The 17,879-nt window shown below is 59.6% G+C and carries 28 protein-coding genes; 2 read left to right on the plus strand and 26 right to left on the minus strand.

From position 1 onward, the window contains the following. Nucleotides 1-122: 122 nt before the first annotated feature. The 26 genes from AC1RM7_RS04565 to AC1RM7_RS04690 all read right to left on the minus strand — a co-directional run bounded on the left by AC1RM7_RS04565 (nucleotide 123) and on the right by AC1RM7_RS04690 (nucleotide 16,878). A complete protein-coding gene (locus AC1RM7_RS04565; protein ID WP_492838656.1) occupies nucleotides 123-467 on the minus strand; it encodes a phage head closure protein in 345 nt (114 codons plus the stop codon). Then, nucleotides 467-877, minus strand: a complete 411-nt coding sequence (locus AC1RM7_RS04570; RefSeq protein ID WP_492838658.1) for a hypothetical protein — start codon at nucleotides 875-877, stop codon at nucleotides 467-469. The genes AC1RM7_RS04565 and AC1RM7_RS04570 overlap by 1 nt, the downstream gene beginning before the upstream one ends. A gap of 15 nt (nucleotides 878-892) precedes the next feature. Then, on the minus strand, nucleotides 893-1,501 hold the full coding sequence (locus tag AC1RM7_RS04575; protein ID WP_492838660.1) for a head-tail connector protein: 609 nt from the start codon (nucleotides 1,499-1,501) through the stop codon (nucleotides 893-895). Nucleotides 1,502-1,554: 53 nt separating this feature from the next. Further along, entirely contained in the window at nucleotides 1,555-1,974 is a 420-nt protein-coding gene (locus AC1RM7_RS04580) for a hypothetical protein (protein ID WP_492838662.1), read from the minus strand. Nucleotides 1,975-2,052: 78 nt separating this feature from the next. Beyond that, nucleotides 2,053-3,537: a phage major capsid protein gene (locus AC1RM7_RS04585; RefSeq protein WP_492838664.1), complete on the minus strand. Its 1,485-nt coding sequence runs from the start codon at nucleotides 3,535-3,537 to the stop codon at nucleotides 2,053-2,055. Then, nucleotides 3,534-4,229 carry an HK97 family phage prohead protease gene (locus AC1RM7_RS04590; RefSeq protein WP_492943882.1) on the minus strand — a complete coding sequence of 232 codons (696 nt, stop codon included), beginning with the start codon at nucleotides 4,227-4,229 and terminating at the stop codon, nucleotides 3,534-3,536. The genes AC1RM7_RS04585 and AC1RM7_RS04590 overlap by 4 nt, the downstream gene beginning before the upstream one ends. Nucleotides 4,230-4,231: 2 nt before the next feature. Continuing rightward, nucleotides 4,232-5,509 (minus strand): phage portal protein, encoded by a 1,278-nt coding sequence (locus AC1RM7_RS04595; protein WP_492838668.1) that lies wholly within the window; start codon nucleotides 5,507-5,509, stop codon nucleotides 4,232-4,234. A gap of 7 nt (nucleotides 5,510-5,516) precedes the next feature. Further along, the gene (locus tag AC1RM7_RS04600; RefSeq protein ID WP_492838784.1) at nucleotides 5,517-7,085 is read right to left on the minus strand and encodes a terminase large subunit; all 1,569 of its coding nucleotides are present in this window, start codon (nucleotides 7,083-7,085) and stop codon (nucleotides 5,517-5,519) included. Beyond that, entirely contained in the window at nucleotides 7,034-7,528 is a 495-nt protein-coding gene (locus AC1RM7_RS04605) for a P27 family phage terminase small subunit (RefSeq protein ID WP_492838670.1), read from the minus strand. Before AC1RM7_RS04605 ends, AC1RM7_RS04600 begins: the two co-directional genes overlap by 52 nt. A 115-nt stretch (nucleotides 7,529-7,643) precedes the next feature. Further along, nucleotides 7,644-7,871: an HNH endonuclease gene (locus AC1RM7_RS04610; RefSeq protein ID WP_492838672.1), complete on the minus strand. Its 228-nt coding sequence runs from the start codon at nucleotides 7,869-7,871 to the stop codon at nucleotides 7,644-7,646. 115 nt (nucleotides 7,872-7,986) lie between these two features. After that, nucleotides 7,987-8,157, minus strand: coding sequence for a hypothetical protein (locus tag AC1RM7_RS04615; RefSeq protein ID WP_492838674.1), 171 nt, complete (start codon nucleotides 8,155-8,157; stop codon nucleotides 7,987-7,989). Nucleotides 8,158-8,373: 216 nt separating this feature from the next. Beyond that, nucleotides 8,374-8,634 carry a hypothetical protein gene (locus AC1RM7_RS04620; protein WP_492838676.1) on the minus strand — a complete coding sequence of 87 codons (261 nt, stop codon included), beginning with the start codon at nucleotides 8,632-8,634 and terminating at the stop codon, nucleotides 8,374-8,376. A gap of 30 nt (nucleotides 8,635-8,664) precedes the next feature. Continuing rightward, on the minus strand, nucleotides 8,665-9,204 hold the full coding sequence (gene nusG, locus AC1RM7_RS04625; protein ID WP_492838678.1) for a transcription termination/antitermination protein NusG: 540 nt from the start codon (nucleotides 9,202-9,204) through the stop codon (nucleotides 8,665-8,667). A 40-nt stretch (nucleotides 9,205-9,244) separates the two neighbouring features. Beyond that, on the minus strand, nucleotides 9,245-9,607 hold the full coding sequence (locus tag AC1RM7_RS04630) for a hypothetical protein (protein ID WP_492838680.1): 363 nt from the start codon (nucleotides 9,605-9,607) through the stop codon (nucleotides 9,245-9,247). Then, on the minus strand, nucleotides 9,604-10,548 hold the full coding sequence (locus AC1RM7_RS04635) for a DnaT-like ssDNA-binding domain-containing protein (RefSeq protein ID WP_492838682.1): 945 nt from the start codon (nucleotides 10,546-10,548) through the stop codon (nucleotides 9,604-9,606). Before AC1RM7_RS04635 ends, AC1RM7_RS04630 begins: the two co-directional genes overlap by 4 nt. Next, nucleotides 10,549-10,836, minus strand: coding sequence for a DUF2312 domain-containing protein (locus AC1RM7_RS04640; protein WP_492838684.1), 288 nt, complete (start codon nucleotides 10,834-10,836; stop codon nucleotides 10,549-10,551). 443 nt (nucleotides 10,837-11,279) lie between these two features. After that, on the minus strand, nucleotides 11,280-11,465 hold the full coding sequence (locus tag AC1RM7_RS04645) for a hypothetical protein (RefSeq protein ID WP_492838686.1): 186 nt from the start codon (nucleotides 11,463-11,465) through the stop codon (nucleotides 11,280-11,282). Continuing rightward, nucleotides 11,462-11,761 carry a DUF6378 domain-containing protein gene (locus AC1RM7_RS04650; RefSeq protein ID WP_492838688.1) on the minus strand — a complete coding sequence of 100 codons (300 nt, stop codon included), beginning with the start codon at nucleotides 11,759-11,761 and terminating at the stop codon, nucleotides 11,462-11,464. Before AC1RM7_RS04650 ends, AC1RM7_RS04645 begins: the two co-directional genes overlap by 4 nt. Continuing rightward, nucleotides 11,758-12,954: a DNA-methyltransferase gene (locus AC1RM7_RS04655; protein WP_492838690.1), complete on the minus strand. Its 1,197-nt coding sequence runs from the start codon at nucleotides 12,952-12,954 to the stop codon at nucleotides 11,758-11,760. Before AC1RM7_RS04655 ends, AC1RM7_RS04650 begins: the two co-directional genes overlap by 4 nt. After that, on the minus strand, nucleotides 12,951-13,817 hold the full coding sequence (locus tag AC1RM7_RS04660; protein ID WP_492838692.1) for a DUF5131 family protein: 867 nt from the start codon (nucleotides 13,815-13,817) through the stop codon (nucleotides 12,951-12,953). Before AC1RM7_RS04660 ends, AC1RM7_RS04655 begins: the two co-directional genes overlap by 4 nt. Next, a complete protein-coding gene (locus AC1RM7_RS04665) occupies nucleotides 13,817-14,164 on the minus strand; it encodes a hypothetical protein (RefSeq protein WP_492838694.1) in 348 nt (115 codons plus the stop codon). Before AC1RM7_RS04665 ends, AC1RM7_RS04660 begins: the two co-directional genes overlap by 1 nt. Before the next feature lie 6 nt (nucleotides 14,165-14,170). Continuing rightward, the gene (locus AC1RM7_RS04670) at nucleotides 14,171-14,575 is read right to left on the minus strand and encodes a hypothetical protein (protein ID WP_492838696.1); all 405 of its coding nucleotides are present in this window, start codon (nucleotides 14,573-14,575) and stop codon (nucleotides 14,171-14,173) included. A gap of 343 nt (nucleotides 14,576-14,918) precedes the next feature. Next, a complete protein-coding gene (locus tag AC1RM7_RS04675; RefSeq protein WP_492838698.1) occupies nucleotides 14,919-15,446 on the minus strand; it encodes a GcrA family cell cycle regulator in 528 nt (175 codons plus the stop codon). 45 nt (nucleotides 15,447-15,491) lie between these two features. After that, nucleotides 15,492-15,947 carry a phage regulatory CII family protein gene (locus AC1RM7_RS04680; RefSeq protein ID WP_492838700.1) on the minus strand — a complete coding sequence of 152 codons (456 nt, stop codon included), beginning with the start codon at nucleotides 15,945-15,947 and terminating at the stop codon, nucleotides 15,492-15,494. After that, a complete protein-coding gene (locus tag AC1RM7_RS04685) occupies nucleotides 15,941-16,666 on the minus strand; it encodes a hypothetical protein (protein WP_492838702.1) in 726 nt (241 codons plus the stop codon). The genes AC1RM7_RS04680 and AC1RM7_RS04685 overlap by 7 nt, the downstream gene beginning before the upstream one ends. Further along, nucleotides 16,663-16,878 carry a transcriptional regulator gene (locus AC1RM7_RS04690; protein ID WP_492838704.1) on the minus strand — a complete coding sequence of 72 codons (216 nt, stop codon included), beginning with the start codon at nucleotides 16,876-16,878 and terminating at the stop codon, nucleotides 16,663-16,665. Before AC1RM7_RS04690 ends, AC1RM7_RS04685 begins: the two co-directional genes overlap by 4 nt. Before the next feature lie 82 nt (nucleotides 16,879-16,960). Between AC1RM7_RS04690 and AC1RM7_RS04695 the strand changes: the two genes are divergently transcribed. Next, entirely contained in the window at nucleotides 16,961-17,482 is a 522-nt protein-coding gene (locus AC1RM7_RS04695) for a helix-turn-helix domain-containing protein (protein ID WP_492838785.1), read from the plus strand. 62 nt (nucleotides 17,483-17,544) lie between these two features. Next, nucleotides 17,545-17,871 (plus strand): hypothetical protein, encoded by a 327-nt coding sequence (locus tag AC1RM7_RS04700; protein ID WP_492838706.1) that lies wholly within the window; start codon nucleotides 17,545-17,547, stop codon nucleotides 17,869-17,871. The last annotated feature ends 8 nt before the right edge of the window (nucleotides 17,872-17,879 follow it).

Here is a 17,879-nt window from a genome sequence, read left to right on the forward strand (position 1 = left end):
GGCCGCGACGATTGCGGCTGCGGCCGCTTCCAGGACTCTCGGGTAGGTCACCCCTGCGGCGAAGTGCGTCATCCGATGCTTTGTTGGCCGATAGTCAAACGACCGCAGCATTCTGACGTACTTCAAGTTGCGACGCCTGACTGGCAGAGGAACTCGATCCACTGCCCGCGATCGTCGGGGTCAACCCCGCCCGATCGGATGTTGTAAATCTCGCCTGTCCGCACATCGCGCGCGCGCCAGTCGGTCGTGACCCTTCGCCCCTGCGTACAATTTCGGATTGTGATCGTAACTGGCTGCTCGCCGGTTAACCGCGCCGCTGTCACACTCTCCCCACCGAACTTGGCCTGCACCGCGGCGGCCATAGCGAACTGTTCGGTGAATTCGCCTTCAGCGTTGCCGTATCCGTCATCCTTCGGAAGTCGAACCTCGAAGGCAATGCGGTGGCGCAGTTCGCCGGCCGACACCATCAGAGCGTGACGCCGGGATACTGGATATCGACAGCGAGAACCGTGGTCGACTTTGCCAGCCCCAGCAGGCAGACGGATTCGCCGGAAGCGAGGTCAGCCGCAGGCTGAATGCCTCCCGGCGTTTCAGAGAGGTAGTAAGCCGATCCAGCGACCAGAGTTGCACCGATCGTGATGTCGCCGCTTGTGAGAACGCCAAGCGGCTGACCTGCGGAGGCACCGTTGAGCGCAATACCGACAGCCTTGCGCAACGTCGTGTCGACAGCGTTGGAATCTGCCAGCTTATACGTGCCGCTGGCCTGATCGAAATAAACTGCCTTGCCAGCGGCGACAGTTTCACCGGCTTTCCCGATGGAGGTTTTTGCTGTAGCGGCCGCGATCACATTGGCGGCAGTAATGGAGAGGTCAGCCATGGTCTGTCCTCTAAGTTAGAATTTCATGCGGCGGTACGGAGCAATCAGCGCCGCGACAGCCATTGGGAGCTCGGTGGGTTGCTGGCCGATCACTACGGCATCGCGGTTCTGATACCAGTGGCTCACCAACAACAAGATTGCGTGCTTGATGGAGTCCGGAACGGTGCTGGTGAAGTTTGGATCGATACCGGCGTTCGCGTAGCCGGCCACATACTCGACCCGCACCGCGGCAGGAAGAAATTGCTTCAACGGCGGTGAGGCATAATTGTAGACGAACTTGACATAGGCCCCCAGATCATCGTTCAACACCGAGTAATTTTCGGCCGTCACGGTCTGCTCGGCCCCGTTTGCGTCGACGTATTCCACGCTGGAAACCGAGATAACCGGGAACAACGGCAACCGCAGGCACGGAGCGAAGCAATCGAAGTCCTGGCGCCAAGTCTGCGCGCAGAGCGCGCGCCCGAGTATCCCCGTCCATCCATCCAAATATGAAGTTGCGGCAGCCAGAAGGCCCGTCAGGACCACGTCATCGTCCGTGAAATCAACAGTCCGGCAATGTGCCTTCACCTCGGCGAGGGTGACGGGCTTGATGGCGGGCGCCGTGACAAGGACAGGACGGTACATCGGGACACCATTGCCGCGCGAGGGGCGGCGGGCCGTAGCCCGCCGTCAGTTCATCAGGCCGGAGGATTGGCCGCAGGCGAACGAAGCGGGCGAAGAACCCACTCGGCAGCCAGGAAGATATTGCCGGAGTCGTTGCCGCTCGGAGTGATCGTTGCGCGGACATAGCGCTTGATGCCCGTGTAGCCGATCTTGCGCAGCTCGTTGTCGTCGTCGAACTGGAACCCGGCCAAGACTTCCGTACCGTTGAGGTACTCGTCCGCAACCGCTGCGTAGGTGGAGTCGTTGTCCGAATCCTCGATCAGCACTGCAAATGTGGCATTGGCGTCGGTATTGGCGCCGATGTTGATGGCCAGCATGCAGCCATCGTAGCCCTTGAGGTCCGCGGTCGAGGAAACAACGGCGGTATTGTCGGTGCGGGCAGCCTGCGGCGAAATCGCTCGCTTAAGGTCCAGCCCATTCATGATGTCACGCATTGAAGCGTTCCTTTCGATTGGATTGATGGGGAAGCAGGAAGGCGACCGGCGGGTTTAGCCGCCGGTCAATGCGTCAGATTACGAAGTGCCGAACTTCATCAGCTTGATTGCCTCGAAGTTCACAACGCCGCCACCGGTGCGCTTGGTGGTGTAGAATTTCGTATAGGGCTTCGAGGTCAGGTTATCGCGCAACACGCGGATGCCCTGGCGATCGACGATCTGGTAGGCCTGTTTGAGGTCACCGAACGCGAGCGACAGACTGTCCGCGCCGAGCGCCGGCATGTCTTCCATCCGGACGACCGGATAGCCCATGATCGTTTCGGGCTGACCGGCAATGAACGAGGGCTGCCAGAGGTAGTTGTTCTGCCCGTCCTTGAACTTGCGGATAGCCGTGATGACCGATCGGCGTGTGAACCATGCGGCGTTGATCAGGTACTCATTCTTGAGCAGCCCCATCAGGTCGTACAGCTTGTCACCCTTGGCGGACGCAGCGAAGTCCGCGGACACGCCGGTTGCAAGATACCCGATCGAACCCCAAGCAACTCCGGAGCCGCTATCTGCCGCCACAGAGTAACCGTTCACGAAGCCGCGGATCTTGTTGGCAGCACCGGTGATGAACTCCGAGTTTTCGAAGCGGCCGAACTTGTTGCCGACCTTGTCCATGAGCCAACCCTCGATATCGACTGAGGCGTCATCCAGAAGGTTCTGGGTTGCCTTCGGCTCGGTATCGAGATTGAACACCGGGATTTTCCACTCGCCAACCTGCGGCGTGGTAGTGTCTCCCGATGTGGAATGCTCTCCGGCGTAGCCGACGCCGGCCTCGCCTAGGTCTTCGATGCCCTCAAGGGCGTCGGTCGAGATCGTCCTGACGCTCGCATACTGGCGAACGGGGCTGGTCTCATAGACCTTCTTGACGATGCCGCCTGTGGTGTCCGGGGTTACCCACACACCACCATCAGGATCCGAGCCGACCGAGAGGGTTTTCACTTCCTCAGCAGTCAGCATCTCGCGGCCACCGCGAGCGAAGCTGTCGAAGGCGGACTTGTATTCCTCGTACCCCTTCACGTCGAGAGGGGTAAATGCGCGACGGCGATCGATGGCGACGCCGTTCAGGACGAGATTAAACTCCTTCAGCTCGAGCTGGAGTTTGCCATTGTCGTCGTTCTTGAGGTCCAAACGATTGAGCTTAAGCTCAAGCGCTTCGCGCTCAGCCTTCTCGGCCTTAACCGCGCTCTCGATCGCGGTCTTCGCCTCTATGGCTGTGTCGAGCGACTTTTCAATTTTGCCAAGACGCTCGATGAGCACCGGATCGTTGGCGCCGCCCTTCGTCTTGATCTCCTTCAACTGCTCGTCGTGCGAGCCTTTGAAGGCTTCGAACGCTTCGCCGATCTTGTCGAAGGCATTCTTCAGTTCAGTGTCGGCAATACCGGCGCCGAAAGCGATAGCAACATACTGCGCGGCATGGCCGTGCGAGATGGGGCTCATATCGAACCCGAGGACGGCAACGGCGGCAATCGCGCAAAGCGAAAGCAGGCCGACCGCAAAGTAACGGTGGTGCTTCATGATATTTTCCTGTTGGTGAGGGTGCTGATCAGGCGGTCAAACGACGCGCCCACTTCCTGCCCATCGCCAGCGTCCCGCGTGGCATCGATAGACTTAAAACCAGACGCCGCGATGCGCTTTGCCTGGGCCTGCGAGTAACCGCCTACATCCCGTAGGAAGTCCTCGAATTGACGAATCGTTTTGATGTCTGCCGACTTGACCGCGCCAACCAGCGCCTTGTCATTCGCCGGGAACGTGACGATGGACAGTTCCATCAGCTTGAGCTGTTCAAGATAGCGGCGCGGCTCGCCTGCCTTCGCGCCGTTCCGGAACTTGATCGTCTTGTAGCCGATCGACATTCCGTCCAGAGAGCCAGCCTTCAGGCCCTCGTAAATGTACTGGCCGCGCTCGGTGTTCAGGGCAAACAACTCACCCTCGACTTTCAGGCCCTTGGAGTTCTCCTCCATCGAGGTCCACTTGCCGATAGGGAGGAGGTCGTCAGCGCCGCCGCCGAACATACCGCCGCCGTGTTGCAAAAGCATCGGAGGGAGCTTGCCCTTGTCTTCCCACTCGCGAAGCGTGGTCTTGAAGGCACCCTTCTCGATCACGTCTCCATACGAGTCGACGTTACCGAAAATGGCTCCGTAACCGGAGAACACGCCCGCCTTGTCGGAGGCGAACTTCACTTCCATGTCGAAGCGAGAGCGATCCACGGTCATGTATCCTTGTTTGTGGGTGCAGCCGAGCTATCGGGCTTCGCCGGTTCTGTTGGCTGCTTGGTGGTCGGCTGCGGAAGCTTGTCCGCTTCAGGCTCGTCCGATTTGTCCATATCTTCGAAGTCGCGGACTTCGTTCTGAGTGAGCCAGCCCTTGATGCCGCCGGACCCAAGGGCCTTTGCGTAGTACTCCGCCTTGTCCTTCGGCGCCGCGTTCATCAGTGCGTTCGCGATGAACTTGGTGTAGTAGCCCTGGCGAAGCTCTTCCTCGCTGAGCAAGTTGACGTTGGCGCTCTGCGAGATGCGCCGATACATTGGATCAAGCGTGTAAGTTTTGTGTGCCTGGAAGAACTCCGACGCACTCGCGAAGGTGGGCGACTGGTCGCCCGCGTGCCCGACCATGATCGGCCAAACCCGCATACCGCGGCAGATTTCCTCGATCTGAAACTTTCGGGTCTCCAACAGTTGCTGATCCACCGCGGACATGGCGAGGCGCGCAAACTTCGCCTCCATGTCTAGGATCATCGGCTTGCCGGCGCGTTCGCCGCCCGGCAGGTGCTTGTCCATCCACGCCGCAAGAAAGGTGAACTTTTCCGGAGAAAGGTTTTCCTTGACGGCGAAAACGCCCGACGTCTGCGGGCTGTTCTTCTGTGCCTCGCTCTGCGAGGTCTCAATCGCGGACGAAAGCCCAATTGCGTTCCGCGTCATGGCAATGGCATCGAGCCCAGCCCATGAATTCCACGAAGGGCCCCGCAGATGCCAGATGGCATCAGAACTAAATTCCTGCTCGCGCCCGTCCTTGCCGCGCACCCAGTATTTCAGCGAGTAGTCGGTAAGTTGCTCCACCCGAACCCGGCCCGGCTCAATCGGAATAAGCTCCCGAATCTCGCGAGCACGTCCGACCTTGTTCATGAAAACGAACGCATTAAAGGTCAGATCGAGATGGAAACTTATCGTCTCCAGAAACTCCAGGCTCGTCTGCCAACCGTTCGGCCGGCGGCTGATGAGCATGTGCAGCGGATGGTCGCTTGCAATTTTCCGGCCGCTTTCTGTCTCCTGATACAAACGGAACGGGACCGAGAGCCCCTCGGCGCGGACCCGCGCGCAGGCCGCGACGGTCGTCACCTGCAGAGCTGTCCACCAATTGACCGGTACACCAGCCGCGGAAAGCCGCGCACCGTAAACCTCGCGGAAAAGCTCGAGCGAAGAATTGACGGATCGCTCATCCTTCCCCGACAGGCCGCGCCATGCTGCGCTCAGGCGCGACTGGATGCTCATGCTTTGATTATCCTGCCGCGATTTCCCAGAACGACTTCGTCACGACCTTCCGGTCTCGCGATTTCAGCCCGCATACCATCGTCAGCGCAACGGCAGGGTCGATACGAAACCGCGCCTTGTCCTTGTCGAGCTTCCGATTGCCTGCGGGATCCATCGTCGCCACCGCATTTGCCATCGCCCACGTCAGAACCGGATTGGACGGATGCTCAAGATTCCGTTCGATGACCTCGAGCTCAAGCGCGTCAATCGCCGGCGCCATATCCTTGAAGCCCTGACCCCAAGGAATAAGCCGCAGGCCCGACCCCTTGCTCTCGCCGCCCTTGTCTTCCCACGCCGCCAGACCGATGCGGTCAAACTCGCGCAGCAGATCGGCAATGCGCCAGCGATCGTAAGCCAACCCCAATACGTTGTAGGCGCCGACCAACTCGGCAATCTTGAGCGCGACCACCGCGGGGTCGATCGAGCGGCCGGGCGATACGAGAAGGTGCCCTTCCTTGTGCCACTGGCCGTACCGGTTATTTCCAGATCCGAAGTCGCGGTCGCTGTGATCGCGAAGCAGTTCCTCCGGCTTCCAGATGAACGGCTTGACCTTGGTCTTATCCCCTGCGCTCCCCATCACCAGCGCCGTCAAGTCGACGATCGCGGACATATCCAGCGCGAGGTAGACTTCTTCCTTTTCCTCGAACTCTGCGGGACCGGCGCAGGCCGTCCATTCCTTCCGCGAGATCAGCGAGGCGATCGGCGCCACACGCTGGTTGAGATAGAGGTTCCGAAACTTCGGTTCCTCCGCCGGCATGCGCTGCGCCTTGTCAGCGATAGCTTTCAGGTCGGCGAGCGAGCGGAAATCCCCAAGGGCCGGGTTGGCCTTCTTCCAGATACGTGGATCGAAGATGTCTTTGGTGTCTTCCGGGACTTCGTAGAGGTGGCAAACGATCGTCGGATCGCGAGCATTAATGCCATCATCAATAAGCTTCGAAAGAATATGTTCAGGATCGTTCGATTGTGTCGAGATGACAACGAAAAGGGGCTCGGCGCGCGCGCCCATCGACGTATCGAGGACATCGTAAAGCTCGCGGTTCTTCGCTTGAGCCAACTCGTCGAAGATGACGAATGTCGGGTTGAGCCCGTGCTTGGTACCGGCCTCCGCCGACATCGCCTTGTAGAATGATCCGTTCGCGAAGCACGCGATATGCTTGGTCGAGTCGACTACCTTCAGTAAACCACTAAGTTCCGGGTCAGCGCGCACGATCTGCGCAGCAACCTTGAACACCTGGGCGGCCTGCTCGCGGTCATTCGCGGCCGAGTAGATTTCCCCGTTCTGAACTGCCTCCGGCCCGACCAGGTGCACGAGCACCAGCGCGGCGATCAGCGCGGTCTTGCCGTTCTTGCGAGCGATCGAGAGGATCGCGCGGCGTACCGTCCGAAGCCCGTTCTTGCCGTGAGGCTCGTAAATGTCGCGGATGAAACGCTTCTGCCATTCCCGCAGCTTAAACTTGCCGCCCTGACCTTCGCCGGACGGTACCGTCAGTTCTTCAATGAAGGCGATGATCCGGTCTGCCCGAGCAGTCCGGCGAATTTGCTTTTCTTTTGCTTGGCGCCGGGCAGTTTGAGCGCGGCCCTGCTTTTTGGATCGAGCCCGAGACGGTCGCCCAGCGTCGCCATCAGCGCCGCCTGCTTGTTTAGGATTGCGAGCCATGGGCTTTGCATTTCCGCGCCACCGTCGCCGACCGCGATAACGTGTTCAAAATCGGGATCGTTGATCTTGTGAGCGGCCAGCTTGTGAAGCGCCCAGGCCGTCGCGAACGCCGAAAGAATGAAGCTATCCAGCGCGGAATAGACACTAGCCGGCATCGACTGCTTGATAACCTCAATGCATCCGCGCGCATCATCGGACAGGTGTTCGGGGATGAAGGGCTCTCCAAGAGCCTCAATTCCGGACTCCTCGATCACCCGCTTGCTGGGATTTCCCTCGAGCTTGCTGAGCGCTGCCAGCTTTGGCTTTGGCCCTCGCTTACCCAAAAAGACCCCCACCTCAAAACTTGCGGAATTTGACGAAAAACTTGGGCGCCGGTCTGGCTGTCAAAAGCCCCAGACTTTCCGACCGCCCCCCGTGGGTCAGGTCGAAACAAAATTTTCATTTCAAATCGATCGGCCAACCATCAGGCCCGACCGCTTGCCTTGCTCGACCGCCGCGCTCGATGCGCTGCTCGTCAATGTCGTGGCAGTCAGTGCATGATGATGCGAGGTTGGTTGCATCAAAGAACAGATCACGATCACCTTTATGCGCTACCTTGTGGTGAGCCACTGTTGCTGCTCGCACTACACCCCGAGTGGCACACCGTGCGCACAGTGGCTCGCGCATCAACTGCCCGAGCCGTAGCGCCCTCCATTGCTGGGTATTGTAGAACGAGCGCCACGGCTTCTCTTGCCTGCGCTTGGCGTCGTGCTCCCTGTTACGTGCACGCCTATGTTCAGGCTTAGGCACAATCACACGGCAGTTCAGGATCGGGCCGCAGCATCACCAGACTGTCTGGCTGCACGATCGGGCCGCCCTGCTTTGCCAGCCCGATCAGTTCACGCCTTGCTTTGATGCGGGCCTTGCCGCCATCCTTAGGCACGGGTCGGGGGAATGACAGGATGTCACCCATGCAGCACCTGAGATGTTTTCGGAAAATGCAAAGAACCAGCACAAACGGCTGGTCTGTCTCCGGCGAACCGGCCTCGATGGGATGACTGTTACTGGCGGAATTGAACCCGTCCGTGCCCATCGGTTTCTGATCTCATGATGCCCCACGAGACCGAACGATTCAGCCGTAAGTGATTTGCGGCAACCCTGCAACAATATCTAGCGGTTGTTCACAGGCCTACGCCCGCCAGCCGCGATTCTCGTAGTCAACCTTCCAGCCGATGAGCTTGTTCTGGAAATGGCCGTTAAACAGAAATAGCCAAAAAGTGAACCCACCTGCGACCGCAAAAGCAATCACGTTCGCCGGAAACGCTGGTAATGCCATCTGGATGACAGTGCCTTCTATCGACAGCGCGAACCCCAGAAAAATGTAGATAAAATTCCAACTTTCAGGGCCGCGCTTTACGACTAAATCAACCTTCGTCTTGCTCGTGACCATCTTCCACCCCGCTGCTGCCGCGAAAAGATATCAGGCCGCAACAACCATGTCTGCCGGCAACGTGTGCCGGATCATGCCAAGTAGGATCTGGTAGCGGCCTTTGGCGTCCACCTTCTCGATTTGCGCGATGAGGCCGCTGTAGACGCTCCCCTCGTCGATGCGGACCATGTCGCCTGGCTTGAAGTGTGAGACGCGGCCACCTTTTTTCCGCATGAATTCCTGATGCTCGGCGTGCTGCCTTGCAAAAACCGCCATGACGGCGGCGTGTGGCAGCGTGTACGGCGCACCGGTGATCGGGTCGCGAAACACCTTGTTGACGCCTCGGATGGCTTCGACAGATGCGATGCTGGCACCTGTCACACGCACAAACCCATAGCCAGGAAACATCGGCTTCGGCCGCAAAACGCATATCTTCTGCCCGCTCTTGTCCCGTTTCTGCGTCGGCCGGCGCTCCCGGATGATCGGCGTGTAAAGCTCGAGACCGAGCTCGTGCAGCCGCCATACCGTGGTGATCTCCTGCTGCGGCTGGGTGAGCACGATGTACCAGTCGGATTGCTGTTCGCTTGCCACGTCTCTGCCTCTTTAGTTTCGATTTCGGATTACGCGGCGGTTACTGCGGTAGCGGTGAGTGTGCAGGCTTTGCGGCTTGCTTGGCCCTGATCTGCTCGACCTTCGTCCATATGCGGCGCAGTTCGATTTCAGCGCATTCGCTCATGTCCAATCCATTGGCGATGCACAGCGCAGCATGTGTCACCGAAACGCCGCCGGATTCCTGAGGCGGGTCGCCGCGCTCGCGTCCAAAAACGTAGTCAACAAGCTGATGCGCCTCACTTCGGGTGCAGTCGAGCGACTGAACCAATTCTAACGCCTCTTCAAGGAACCGATGATTTCGTTCCCGTTTATCGAACGGAATCACAGGCCCGAAACAGGCCAACATCCATGGCTTCACCCGGTCTTGAAAACTGTCGCTCACGCCGCATTCTCCTCTGAATTAGCCGGGGGGATACGTTCCCCGAAATCGTTGAAGCCAGGCGGAAACTGTGAGACGAAGTACCAGCCGGGCTGCGACCGGCCGTCGGGCTGCTTGCTGTCGACGCACGGGCTCGATCGCTTGCCCTGCTCGCGCAGATATTCCTGCCAGCAGGTCCATTCGAGCGTTCCCTGAACGACGAAAACCTTGTTCGCGATGGCTAGTTCTGGAATTGCCGGCTTGGTATCCGGGGACGTTCGCTGAAACCACGAGATTAGCGCTGCATTCCAGTCGGCGCGCGCGTAGCCCCGGGCCATGTAGTAGGCCACGAACTTACTGAATTCGCTGTTGTACTGAGCATCAGCAAAGCCCATCTCAGCGATGGCCTTTCGGCATTCGGCTGAAGGCACGAAGTCGAGCGAGATGCTGCTACCCGGAGTGTTTTCTTTCCCTACCCCAGAATTTTGAACCTTCGCGGGCGCGGGCTTCGCTCCCCCTCCAAGTCCCTTTTCATCCTCCAAACAGTCTCCTCCCTCCTCCCTCTGCGGAGGGTTTTCCGTACCGGTACGGGACTGGTGGAGAACCGGTAACGAACCGTCGACGGCTAAACCGGCGTACAGGAACAACTCCTGCGGCATGGGGTGGGTGTATTTCGGCTTCTTGGGCCGCTGAAAGCGGCAGAAGTTACGAACCAGTCCGTAAGTCTTGCCAGATGAGAACTTTTTCAGGACGTCGGCGCGCTCGCACTCGGCGAGAAGTTCCGGAATGCTGACGTTGTCGACAGGCATCACGCGCATCTTGAGCGTGACGGGCTTCCATTCGAAGACGCCGTGGTCATCCGCTTCAGTCCAAATGCCGAGCAGCAGCACGCGCGCAGCCATGGAAAGCGACGCAAAGCCCTCGTCGGTGAAGATGCCTGGATGGATGCTGCGGATGCGCGCCATTTAGATCATCCCCAATGCCTGCATGTAGGTTTCCAGGATGGTCTCTTGTTCCTGACGCTCGTCGGCATCCTGCTTGCGCATGCGGATGATGGTCCGCAGCGCCTTGACGTCGAAACCGTTGCCTTTCGCTTCGCCGTAGATGTCCTTGATGTCGTCGCTGATGGTCTTCTTCTCTTCCTCGAGACGCTCGATGCGCTCGATGATGGCCTTCAACTGCCCCTTCGCGAAGCTGTGGGACGACTCCGAAACGGCCGACGCCGATGTTGCTGCTTCAGTGTGTGGCGTCATGGCGTGTCCCCTGTGACTTGCTTGAGCTTCTGTTCGGCGAATTCGATGCAGGCATTCCACCCGCGCTGGAATTCGTATTGTTCGGCCCGTCGATCGGGATCGAATTCCCGGCGGCGAGGGCTTCCCTGTATTGCTGGAGTTGGTCGGGGGTCATGCTCGGTTCCTCTCGACAACAAGCGGGCCTCGGGGCAATCTAGGGTTATGGGATTTGGCAAATTCATTGCGCATACGAGCGGTGACAGGGTCAAAATAACGTGCCCTCTTGAGGCGTTGGCCTTTGCACGTAGTTTGCCCGCAGCAACACAGGCCCGCCCGCATTGGCAAGCCGCCATTGCCGCAGCATCTAACGCAGACGAGACCGAAGCACTTATAGATAATGCTCGCGACGCCCTGAAAAACGCGCTTCTTGTTGACCGTCTGTATATTCGATGGTCGGACTAACATCACGCCACCGCCTCCAACGAAGCGTCGCTACGGAACGGCGCGACCACTGGCCGGTCGCTTTCCCATTTGATGATGACGAAGCCGGGAATTTCAGCAGCCTCGACGTAGCTCCAGCCGATATCGTACCAAGCTGGAAGTTCGTCCTCATGTACTTGCAGCACCGGGTATCGGGTTTGTTCGGTCATGACGCCTCCTGATCTGGCGTTGCAGCCTCGCCGGCGATCGCAGCCCAGCCGCAGGCATCCACATAATTGTCGATCCGGAACGGCCCGGTGTGCGCGCGGGCGTGTTTCAGTTCAGACATCATCCATGCGACATCGGCAGGCCCGATCGGCTTGGGCGGCGCGTTGCCGATCATGTGCAGATGCGCGTTCCAGAGGATCGCGATGCGCGTGAGGCCGGACACCACGTCGCCATAGGCGGTCTTGCGGTCACCTCCGACCAGATCCGCGGCAGCAGATGCGATTGCTTGGGCTTTCATTCCGCCGCCTCTATTCCTGCAAAGAGAGAGCCTGGTTCAAACGCCTTTGGCGTTTTGCCGAGTTGCTTGACCATGTGACGGGCGCCCTCGTCCTTACCCATGAACGCGGCTTCGATGCGTGCGCGGGCAAGTCTGGCGTACTCCGGGTTGAGTTCGATCAGCGTCGCTGTACGACCGAGCGTTGCTGCAACAAGCCCCGTCGTGCCCGCGCCTCCGAACGGATCCAGCACCGAACCGCCCTGCGGACACCCGGCCTTGATGCAGCGTTCCGCGAGCTCAGGCGGAAAGGTGGCGAAATGGGCCTCGCTGAAAGGGCTGCTGCCGATGTGCCAGCTTTCGAGAACGGCGGGCTCATAGTTTCGCAAGTATCGAGTGTCTTGCTGCAAACACACCGCCTCGATGAAGCTATGATTATTCTTGATGCCACTGCCAGCCTCAGCAACCTTCCCGCCGAAGTACCGCTCATTAAAACCGTCGTGGCGGCGGCCGTGACCGTCCTGCTTGCGGACAACAGCCTTCATGTTGCCGTTAGTTTTTGCCCCGCCGTTGGCGCGGGTGCTGCCGATTTGTTTCTCGACGGCCTGCGAGACTCGAGCGTTGGTCGCGGCCGATACCGGCAGAGCCACGGCCTCAGCGTCGTAAAAGCACTTAGCCGACTTCGCCAACATGAAAACCTTCTCATGCGCGGCGCTCGGTCGATACTTGCCGGAACTGTCCGGCATCGGGTTTGGCTTTCCCCACACGATTTCCGAACGAACCCACCAGCCGGCCTCCTGCAGGGCGATGGCGAGGCGGTTCGGAATCATGCAGAGGTCTTTCGGCTTCAGAACTCCCCCAATCGTCGAGAAAGGCTTGTCGCGGAACGTGCGGTCGTCGTTGCCTGCAGCCTTAGTATCCGCCGCAGACCGGCCGTTGGCCGACGTCGCATAACAATCACCGTAATTCAGCCAGAGCGTTCCCGTCGGCTTTAGGACGCGCTTCACTTCCTCAAAAACATCAACCATGACGGCCAGGTGTTCGCCGAGCGTGGGCTCGAGCCCGATCTGTCCGACCACACCGTAATCCCGCAGCCCCCAATATGGCGGAGACGTCACCACGCAATCGAAATGATCGTCCGGCAACGTCTTGAGCATTGCCCGCACATCACCGAGCAGCATCGTCACCTTGCCATTGAGGAAGGTTTCAGCGGTCATGCCGACACCGGGAAGCCGTTGTGTTCGACGCCGTCAAGAATGCGCCCAGCGACCTTCTTGCTGACCTTGCGGTAACGGCCGTTGATTTCAGGGACGAACGCGCCCCACTGCTTGAACATGAACGGCGTTTCAGAGGATGCGCACCAATCGCGAAGAGACCGCGCCCATTCAATGCTCATCGGACGCGCATCGCCGCCGCTCTCACCCCCAACGATCACCCAATCGATTTTGGGCATGGGTTCGCTGTGAAAGCCATCGGAACTATCGTCCGGCACGCATTGAACGCCCCTCAATGCGTCGGATGGTCGATCGGTGTGAAGATTGAGCGCGTGCAGCGCTACGTGTCCGAGCAATGGCTCGCACGAAAGGAACCGAACCTTCGCCGGGATCGAAAGCAGCAATGGAACGCGACGGTTCGCGTTGGCCTGATCTTCAACAGTCGCACCCAGCCAGACATTTGTGTAGCCGACACCCCAATCAGCAGGGAGCATCTTCGCGACATTCTCCGGGCGCTTCGTAAGCAACAGCCAATCAAGTTCGGGTGTCGACCTAATTAGCTCCCAGAGGTCATCGCGCGCGCCGTCTGGGGCCTGATTGTCAAACACGTCCGCAAGAGACGCACAGAAGACCCGAGGGCGGACACCGCTCTGGCGGGCCTGAAGCGCCCACAGCAAGGGCTGCTTCCAGTAGGCCGGCGACGTCCGCTTGCGTGGCGCGTGCGGCCCCCACGTCCCGCCGTTCCATTTCCGGAAGTTATTCTGCGTTTCCGCGTAGCAGTGATCGCAACCTGCTGAGACCTTTTGGCACCCAATCCACGGGTTAAAGGTGTGGTCGGTCCATTCGATTTTGCTGTTCTCGCCCATTATGCCGACTTCCTCCCGTAGAACAGGCCGGACTCGTAGACCGGATAATTGTGCTTGTGCTTCGTCGGATCAGAGAGGCACGGCCGCACGGTCATCACTTCCGGCTTGATGAGCGTTCCGTCGCGCAGCGCGCGCATCCACACGGCGCCCCAGGCGTTAGGATGAGACGGCTTGACCTTGCAGAGCCGCAGAACGTCGTCGACGTGGACCTCGCACTGACGCCGCGCGACATGGCAGATCGCGGCATAAGCCGTTTCTCCAAAGTCCCGATTGACGAGGGTTTCGGCAAACGCCGCCTCGGTCATTCCGCGATCGCGTTGCGTTGCTGCGAAGTCGAAAAGGTCCATGCGCCCCTACTCCACCGGCATCGCTGCTGTGTTGCGGATGGCCTCGGCGAGCATCGCGCGCGCCTGCGCCTTCGACATTTCGGGAATCGGCGGGAAGTATGTGCGACGATAAAGCGCCGACGTCGGGCTGATGCCCTGAGGTTTGAATTCCGGCCGCGCCGGTTTCGCTGCCCTGCGCGCGGCTCTCTTGCGCTGCCGGCGGCGTTCCTCTGCGGCTTCCTTGAGGCGCGCAAGTTCTTCGGCTTCAGCGGCCGTGCACTTAACATTCGGGATGCCTTCCTTGACACACTTGCGGCGTATCGCCCTGCCCGGCATACCCATGATCTCGCCGATCTCCGAACAAGCGAGGCCCTTCGCGGCGAGACGGCGGAGCCGGTCGACCAGTTCGTCGTTCCAAACTCGATCAACCATCACGAGTCCTTCCGTTTGCGAACGCAGAGTTCGAGACCAAGAACGTTGAGAGCGGCGTCAAGAAGGTCGATCCGCGGCATGGCGTGGTAGCGCCACGCGCTGACGGTCCCTCGACGCAAACCGGCGCGGTCCGATATCTCGGACAGCATCGTCTTTTGAATATTGGCCTCTTCGAAAAGAGATTTCACACAAGGGTGCGTATGCTGAGGGACAGGAAGTTTCCCACGCCACCGCGTGTCGGCGGACCGAACGTGCTGATCTGAAAGGTTCTTCTTGCGCGCACCCCCGCCTAAAGCGCCCGTCGCGCCTCGGCTTTTCGGAGGTAAAATTCCCACATCTGACATCACGCGGCCTCGAAACCAAAAACGCCGGTGATCGGCGAAACCCGGCTTCCCCGCCGCGCGCTATCCGCACGAGTGCGCGCTGGGGCGGAGGTGTGGCAAATGACGTGATGCGGGCCGCAATAAGGGCTGCCAGCCTTCGACGGGTTGCCGCAGAAGGTGAACGGCCCGTCGCCCTCCGGGTAGTGACAGACCTGGTTATTCAGATCCTCAATTCCGATTTTGAGCGAAACAACTTCGACGCAACGAAGAGCGATCGGTTCGGCGAAGATCTCGGGCTCAATGCGCGCTGGTGCCGGCGGCCTCGGTTTCGGCGGAGACGGAGCGCGGCGCGCGCGAGGCGATCTCGTCTGCTGCTTGTAGTCAGGGCCGCGGCGGAGGCCGAGCCTATGAGCCCGACCGATCACGGCGTTTCGGGAAACGGTCACGGCACCGAGGGCGCTGATCTGCGGCGCGCATTGACTGAATGGAACTCCCGCACCGTACAGGCGGCGAAGCTCGGCATCCATGGCCTCGGTCCAAACTGACATTTCCCTGCTCCCTTCTGCGAGCCGCCGGTCGAGTGATGCGCGGCGTCAGGCCGTTTTCATCGAGCGGCGCGCAGCCTCTCGAATGTCGATAACCTTGTCTTGAAGATCGGCAGCGGCCTCATCGATCGCACGCGCCTCGGTCGGTGTGACCTTGCCGTCAGCAGCAGCTTCGATGGTTGCTGAAATCAGTTCGCCGGACTCTCGCGCAACCTGTCCGGCCGCGACCGTGAGATCATGCGATACCTGGCTGTCAGTGTTGCGGGCCGTGAGGTCGAAGCCGCACAGATCGGCCCACGCGCGCAAGATGACGTGATCGCCAGCAAGCCGGTCGAGATCGAATGCAACATCTACCGGCGCATACAGCGCGGCCTCGGGGTTGCCGTAATTCGACAGGCGCCCTTGATCGACGCGAAGGTCTTTCGAAGCGGCAACCGAACCGCCCGCCAGTTTCACGGCGCGGCGCGTTGCGGCCTTCAATGCAAGCTGTGCGTCGCTCAGCATTCAAGTTCTCCGGTTGCTACATTGTTCGCGCGCGCAATTGGAATGACGCCGCCTGACCCTTCAGGCTCTATCCCGCCATGCGCTGGTCGGGCGCGGCGGAGAAAGTCTGGAATGTCGAGGCCGTCAGAATTTGCTTCCGGGGCTTGGCCGCAGCCAACCTTCACAGCAGCCGGTTCTACTGGCGCGCGTAATTGCGGAGACGACGACACCCGCGCGCTAGCGGCAGCCGCCTCCCCCGATTTCTCGGGCGGGGCAAAAAGAAAGGAGGGAATTTCGTCGACCGAGTTTTGCGTAAGCGCCATGCCCGGCGCTGAAGAAAAAACGGCCGCTGCACCTGGGGATGCACATGCAGCGGCCGCGCGCGCCGCGGCAGGAGCGCTGGAGGGTCGAGGTGGAACTCGGACGATTCCGAAATTTTTAATTAATTCAGGAGCATCATTGCGCTTGTTCAACGAAACCGGTGCGCGATGTCCTCGATCCAGCTTAATCGCGTCTGTAATTGCTTCCTCGGCGCCTCCTATTGCGGAGTCGCACTTCTTGCAGTTGCGGCCACTCTCGTCGTGTTGCGATAAGCCATGCAGATCAATCGGCGGCTTATTGCTTACGGATACCTCGCTGCTGCTGTTCTTTTGGTCGTGGTGGCGATCAAAGTTCTTAGCTGAGCCTGGATTTTCACCGCCCTCGAAGTGGATCGATTGTATCGCCCCTGACGCTCTCATGCCGCCCTCTCTGGTTCGGGGGCGGTAGGCGCCGGATAAATGTCAGGGCGAATCTCGTGCCGAGGTCGACCGGTAATCTGTTCAAATTCGATGACCCGCTCAGCGGGCACCCGATCCCACGAATAGAAGGACTGATGCTTGATGCCGATCTTCTCGGCCAGCTTTACGATCCCGCCTACGCTCTCGGCCGCTTTGGTGACGATATCCAGCATTTTGACAACGTAGGTGATGCCTACCTACCTTGTCAAGTCTTTGGTAGGTGACGCCTTGGTAGGATCAGCCTACCTTTGGGAAATGGAGTTATCAGAACGACTTAGGGTGGCCCGACAGCGGGCTCGCCTGACGCAGCAGCAGGTCGCAGACCATTTTCAGATGGCTCGGCCGTCTGTTACCCAGTGGGAAGTTGGTTCTAGCAGACCAGATCAAGCCAAGTTCGTGGACCTAGCCACGCTGTTCGACGTTCCCCTCGCTTGGCTCATGGACGGTAGCGGTGATCCGCCAACCGACGCGAAGGCCTCTTCACGCGCGGCCGCCGCACCAGTTGCGAAATTCATCCGCAACCGAGGCTTCAAGTTCTACGTCAAGGAATGGCGGGAGTTCATGGGTGTGAAGGTCGTCATCGCCGCCCGCGCCGCTGGCTTAGATGAAGACGAGTATGAGGCCCATGAGGCCTATCCGATCAATTTCAACCTTTCGCAGGTGGTGGCGCTAGCCGAGACGATTGGCGTTCGCGGTGACCAGTTCTGGTTCCCTCCTCCGAAGCGCACGACGACCGCAAAGCAGCCGGCAGCACTAAAGACAAGGGCGAGACGATGAGGGTTCTAATATTGATAGCCGCCCTAGTTGTCGCGGGCTGCAACACCTCGCGCGAATCGTCGATGTCGGTATCGTCAACCAGTGCATTGCCTGCCAACTACAAGTCTGTCGTCGCAGAGCGCGCTAAAACGGTCTATCTGGACCCCTATAGCATACGCGACCCGCTTATTTCCCAGCCGATTCCCGGCACATCCCTAATGGGCACGACCTCGACGATTTGCGTTAAGGCGAACGCAAAGAACAAATTTGGTGCTTACACCGGCCATCGCGCCGCTCAGTTCGTTTTCCGAGACGGCGTCATAACCGTTGTGGATCAAGAGACCGCCAACATCACATGCGCGTCCGCGGTGTACGAACCGTTCCCGGAGCTTGATGGCGCCCGCTCTTAATAGAAAAA

The sequence above is a fragment of the Afipia sp. GW822-FHT03D08 genome (genome assembly GCF_058801645.1).

Coding starts and splice junctions, on each gene's coding strand:
- AC1RM7_RS04575 (WP_492838660.1), bottom strand. CDS start 1,501: ATGTACCGTCCTGTCCTTGTCACGGCGCCCGCCATCAAGCCCGTCACC.
- AC1RM7_RS04650 (WP_492838688.1), bottom strand. CDS start 11,761: ATGAAAGCCCAAGCAATCGCATCTGCTGCCGCGGATCTGGTCGGAGGT.
- AC1RM7_RS04700 (WP_492838706.1), top strand. CDS start 17,545: ATGTCGGTATCGTCAACCAGTGCATTGCCTGCCAACTACAAGTCTGTC.
- AC1RM7_RS04585 (WP_492838664.1), bottom strand. CDS start 3,537: ATGAAGCACCACCGTTACTTTGCGGTCGGCCTGCTTTCGCTTTGCGCG.
- AC1RM7_RS04635 (WP_492838682.1), bottom strand. CDS start 10,548: ATGGCGCGCATCCGCAGCATCCATCCAGGCATCTTCACCGACGAGGGC.
- AC1RM7_RS04685 (WP_492838702.1), bottom strand. CDS start 16,666: ATGAGAGCGTCAGGGGCGATACAATCGATCCACTTCGAGGGCGGTGAA.
- AC1RM7_RS04645 (WP_492838686.1), bottom strand. CDS start 11,465: ATGACCGAACAAACCCGATACCCGGTGCTGCAAGTACATGAGGACGAA.
- AC1RM7_RS04655 (WP_492838690.1), bottom strand. CDS start 12,954: ATGACCGCTGAAACCTTCCTCAATGGCAAGGTGACGATGCTGCTCGGT.
- AC1RM7_RS04670 (WP_492838696.1), bottom strand. CDS start 14,575: ATGGTTGATCGAGTTTGGAACGACGAACTGGTCGACCGGCTCCGCCGT.
- AC1RM7_RS04675 (WP_492838698.1), bottom strand. CDS start 15,446: ATGTCAGTTTGGACCGAGGCCATGGATGCCGAGCTTCGCCGCCTGTAC.
- AC1RM7_RS04620 (WP_492838676.1), bottom strand. CDS start 8,634: ATGGTCACGAGCAAGACGAAGGTTGATTTAGTCGTAAAGCGCGGCCCT.
- AC1RM7_RS04680 (WP_492838700.1), bottom strand. CDS start 15,947: ATGCTGAGCGACGCACAGCTTGCATTGAAGGCCGCAACGCGCCGCGCC.
- AC1RM7_RS04665 (WP_492838694.1), bottom strand. CDS start 14,164: ATGGACCTTTTCGACTTCGCAGCAACGCAACGCGATCGCGGAATGACC.
- AC1RM7_RS04640 (WP_492838684.1), bottom strand. CDS start 10,836: ATGACGCCACACACTGAAGCAGCAACATCGGCGTCGGCCGTTTCGGAG.
- AC1RM7_RS04580 (WP_492838662.1), bottom strand. CDS start 1,974: ATGCGTGACATCATGAATGGGCTGGACCTTAAGCGAGCGATTTCGCCG.
- AC1RM7_RS04615 (WP_492838674.1), bottom strand. CDS start 8,157: ATGGGTGACATCCTGTCATTCCCCCGACCCGTGCCTAAGGATGGCGGC.
- AC1RM7_RS04695 (WP_492838785.1), top strand. CDS start 16,961: ATGGAGTTATCAGAACGACTTAGGGTGGCCCGACAGCGGGCTCGCCTG.
- AC1RM7_RS04610 (WP_492838672.1), bottom strand. CDS start 7,871: ATGCGCGAGCCACTGTGCGCACGGTGTGCCACTCGGGGTGTAGTGCGA.
- AC1RM7_RS04690 (WP_492838704.1), bottom strand. CDS start 16,878: ATGCTGGATATCGTCACCAAAGCGGCCGAGAGCGTAGGCGGGATCGTA.
- AC1RM7_RS04565 (WP_492838656.1), bottom strand. CDS start 467: ATGGTGTCGGCCGGCGAACTGCGCCACCGCATTGCCTTCGAGGTTCGA.
- AC1RM7_RS04660 (WP_492838692.1), bottom strand. CDS start 13,817: ATGGGCGAGAACAGCAAAATCGAATGGACCGACCACACCTTTAACCCG.
- AC1RM7_RS04595 (WP_492838668.1), bottom strand. CDS start 5,509: ATGAGCATCCAGTCGCGCCTGAGCGCAGCATGGCGCGGCCTGTCGGGG.
- AC1RM7_RS04570 (WP_492838658.1), bottom strand. CDS start 877: ATGGCTGACCTCTCCATTACTGCCGCCAATGTGATCGCGGCCGCTACA.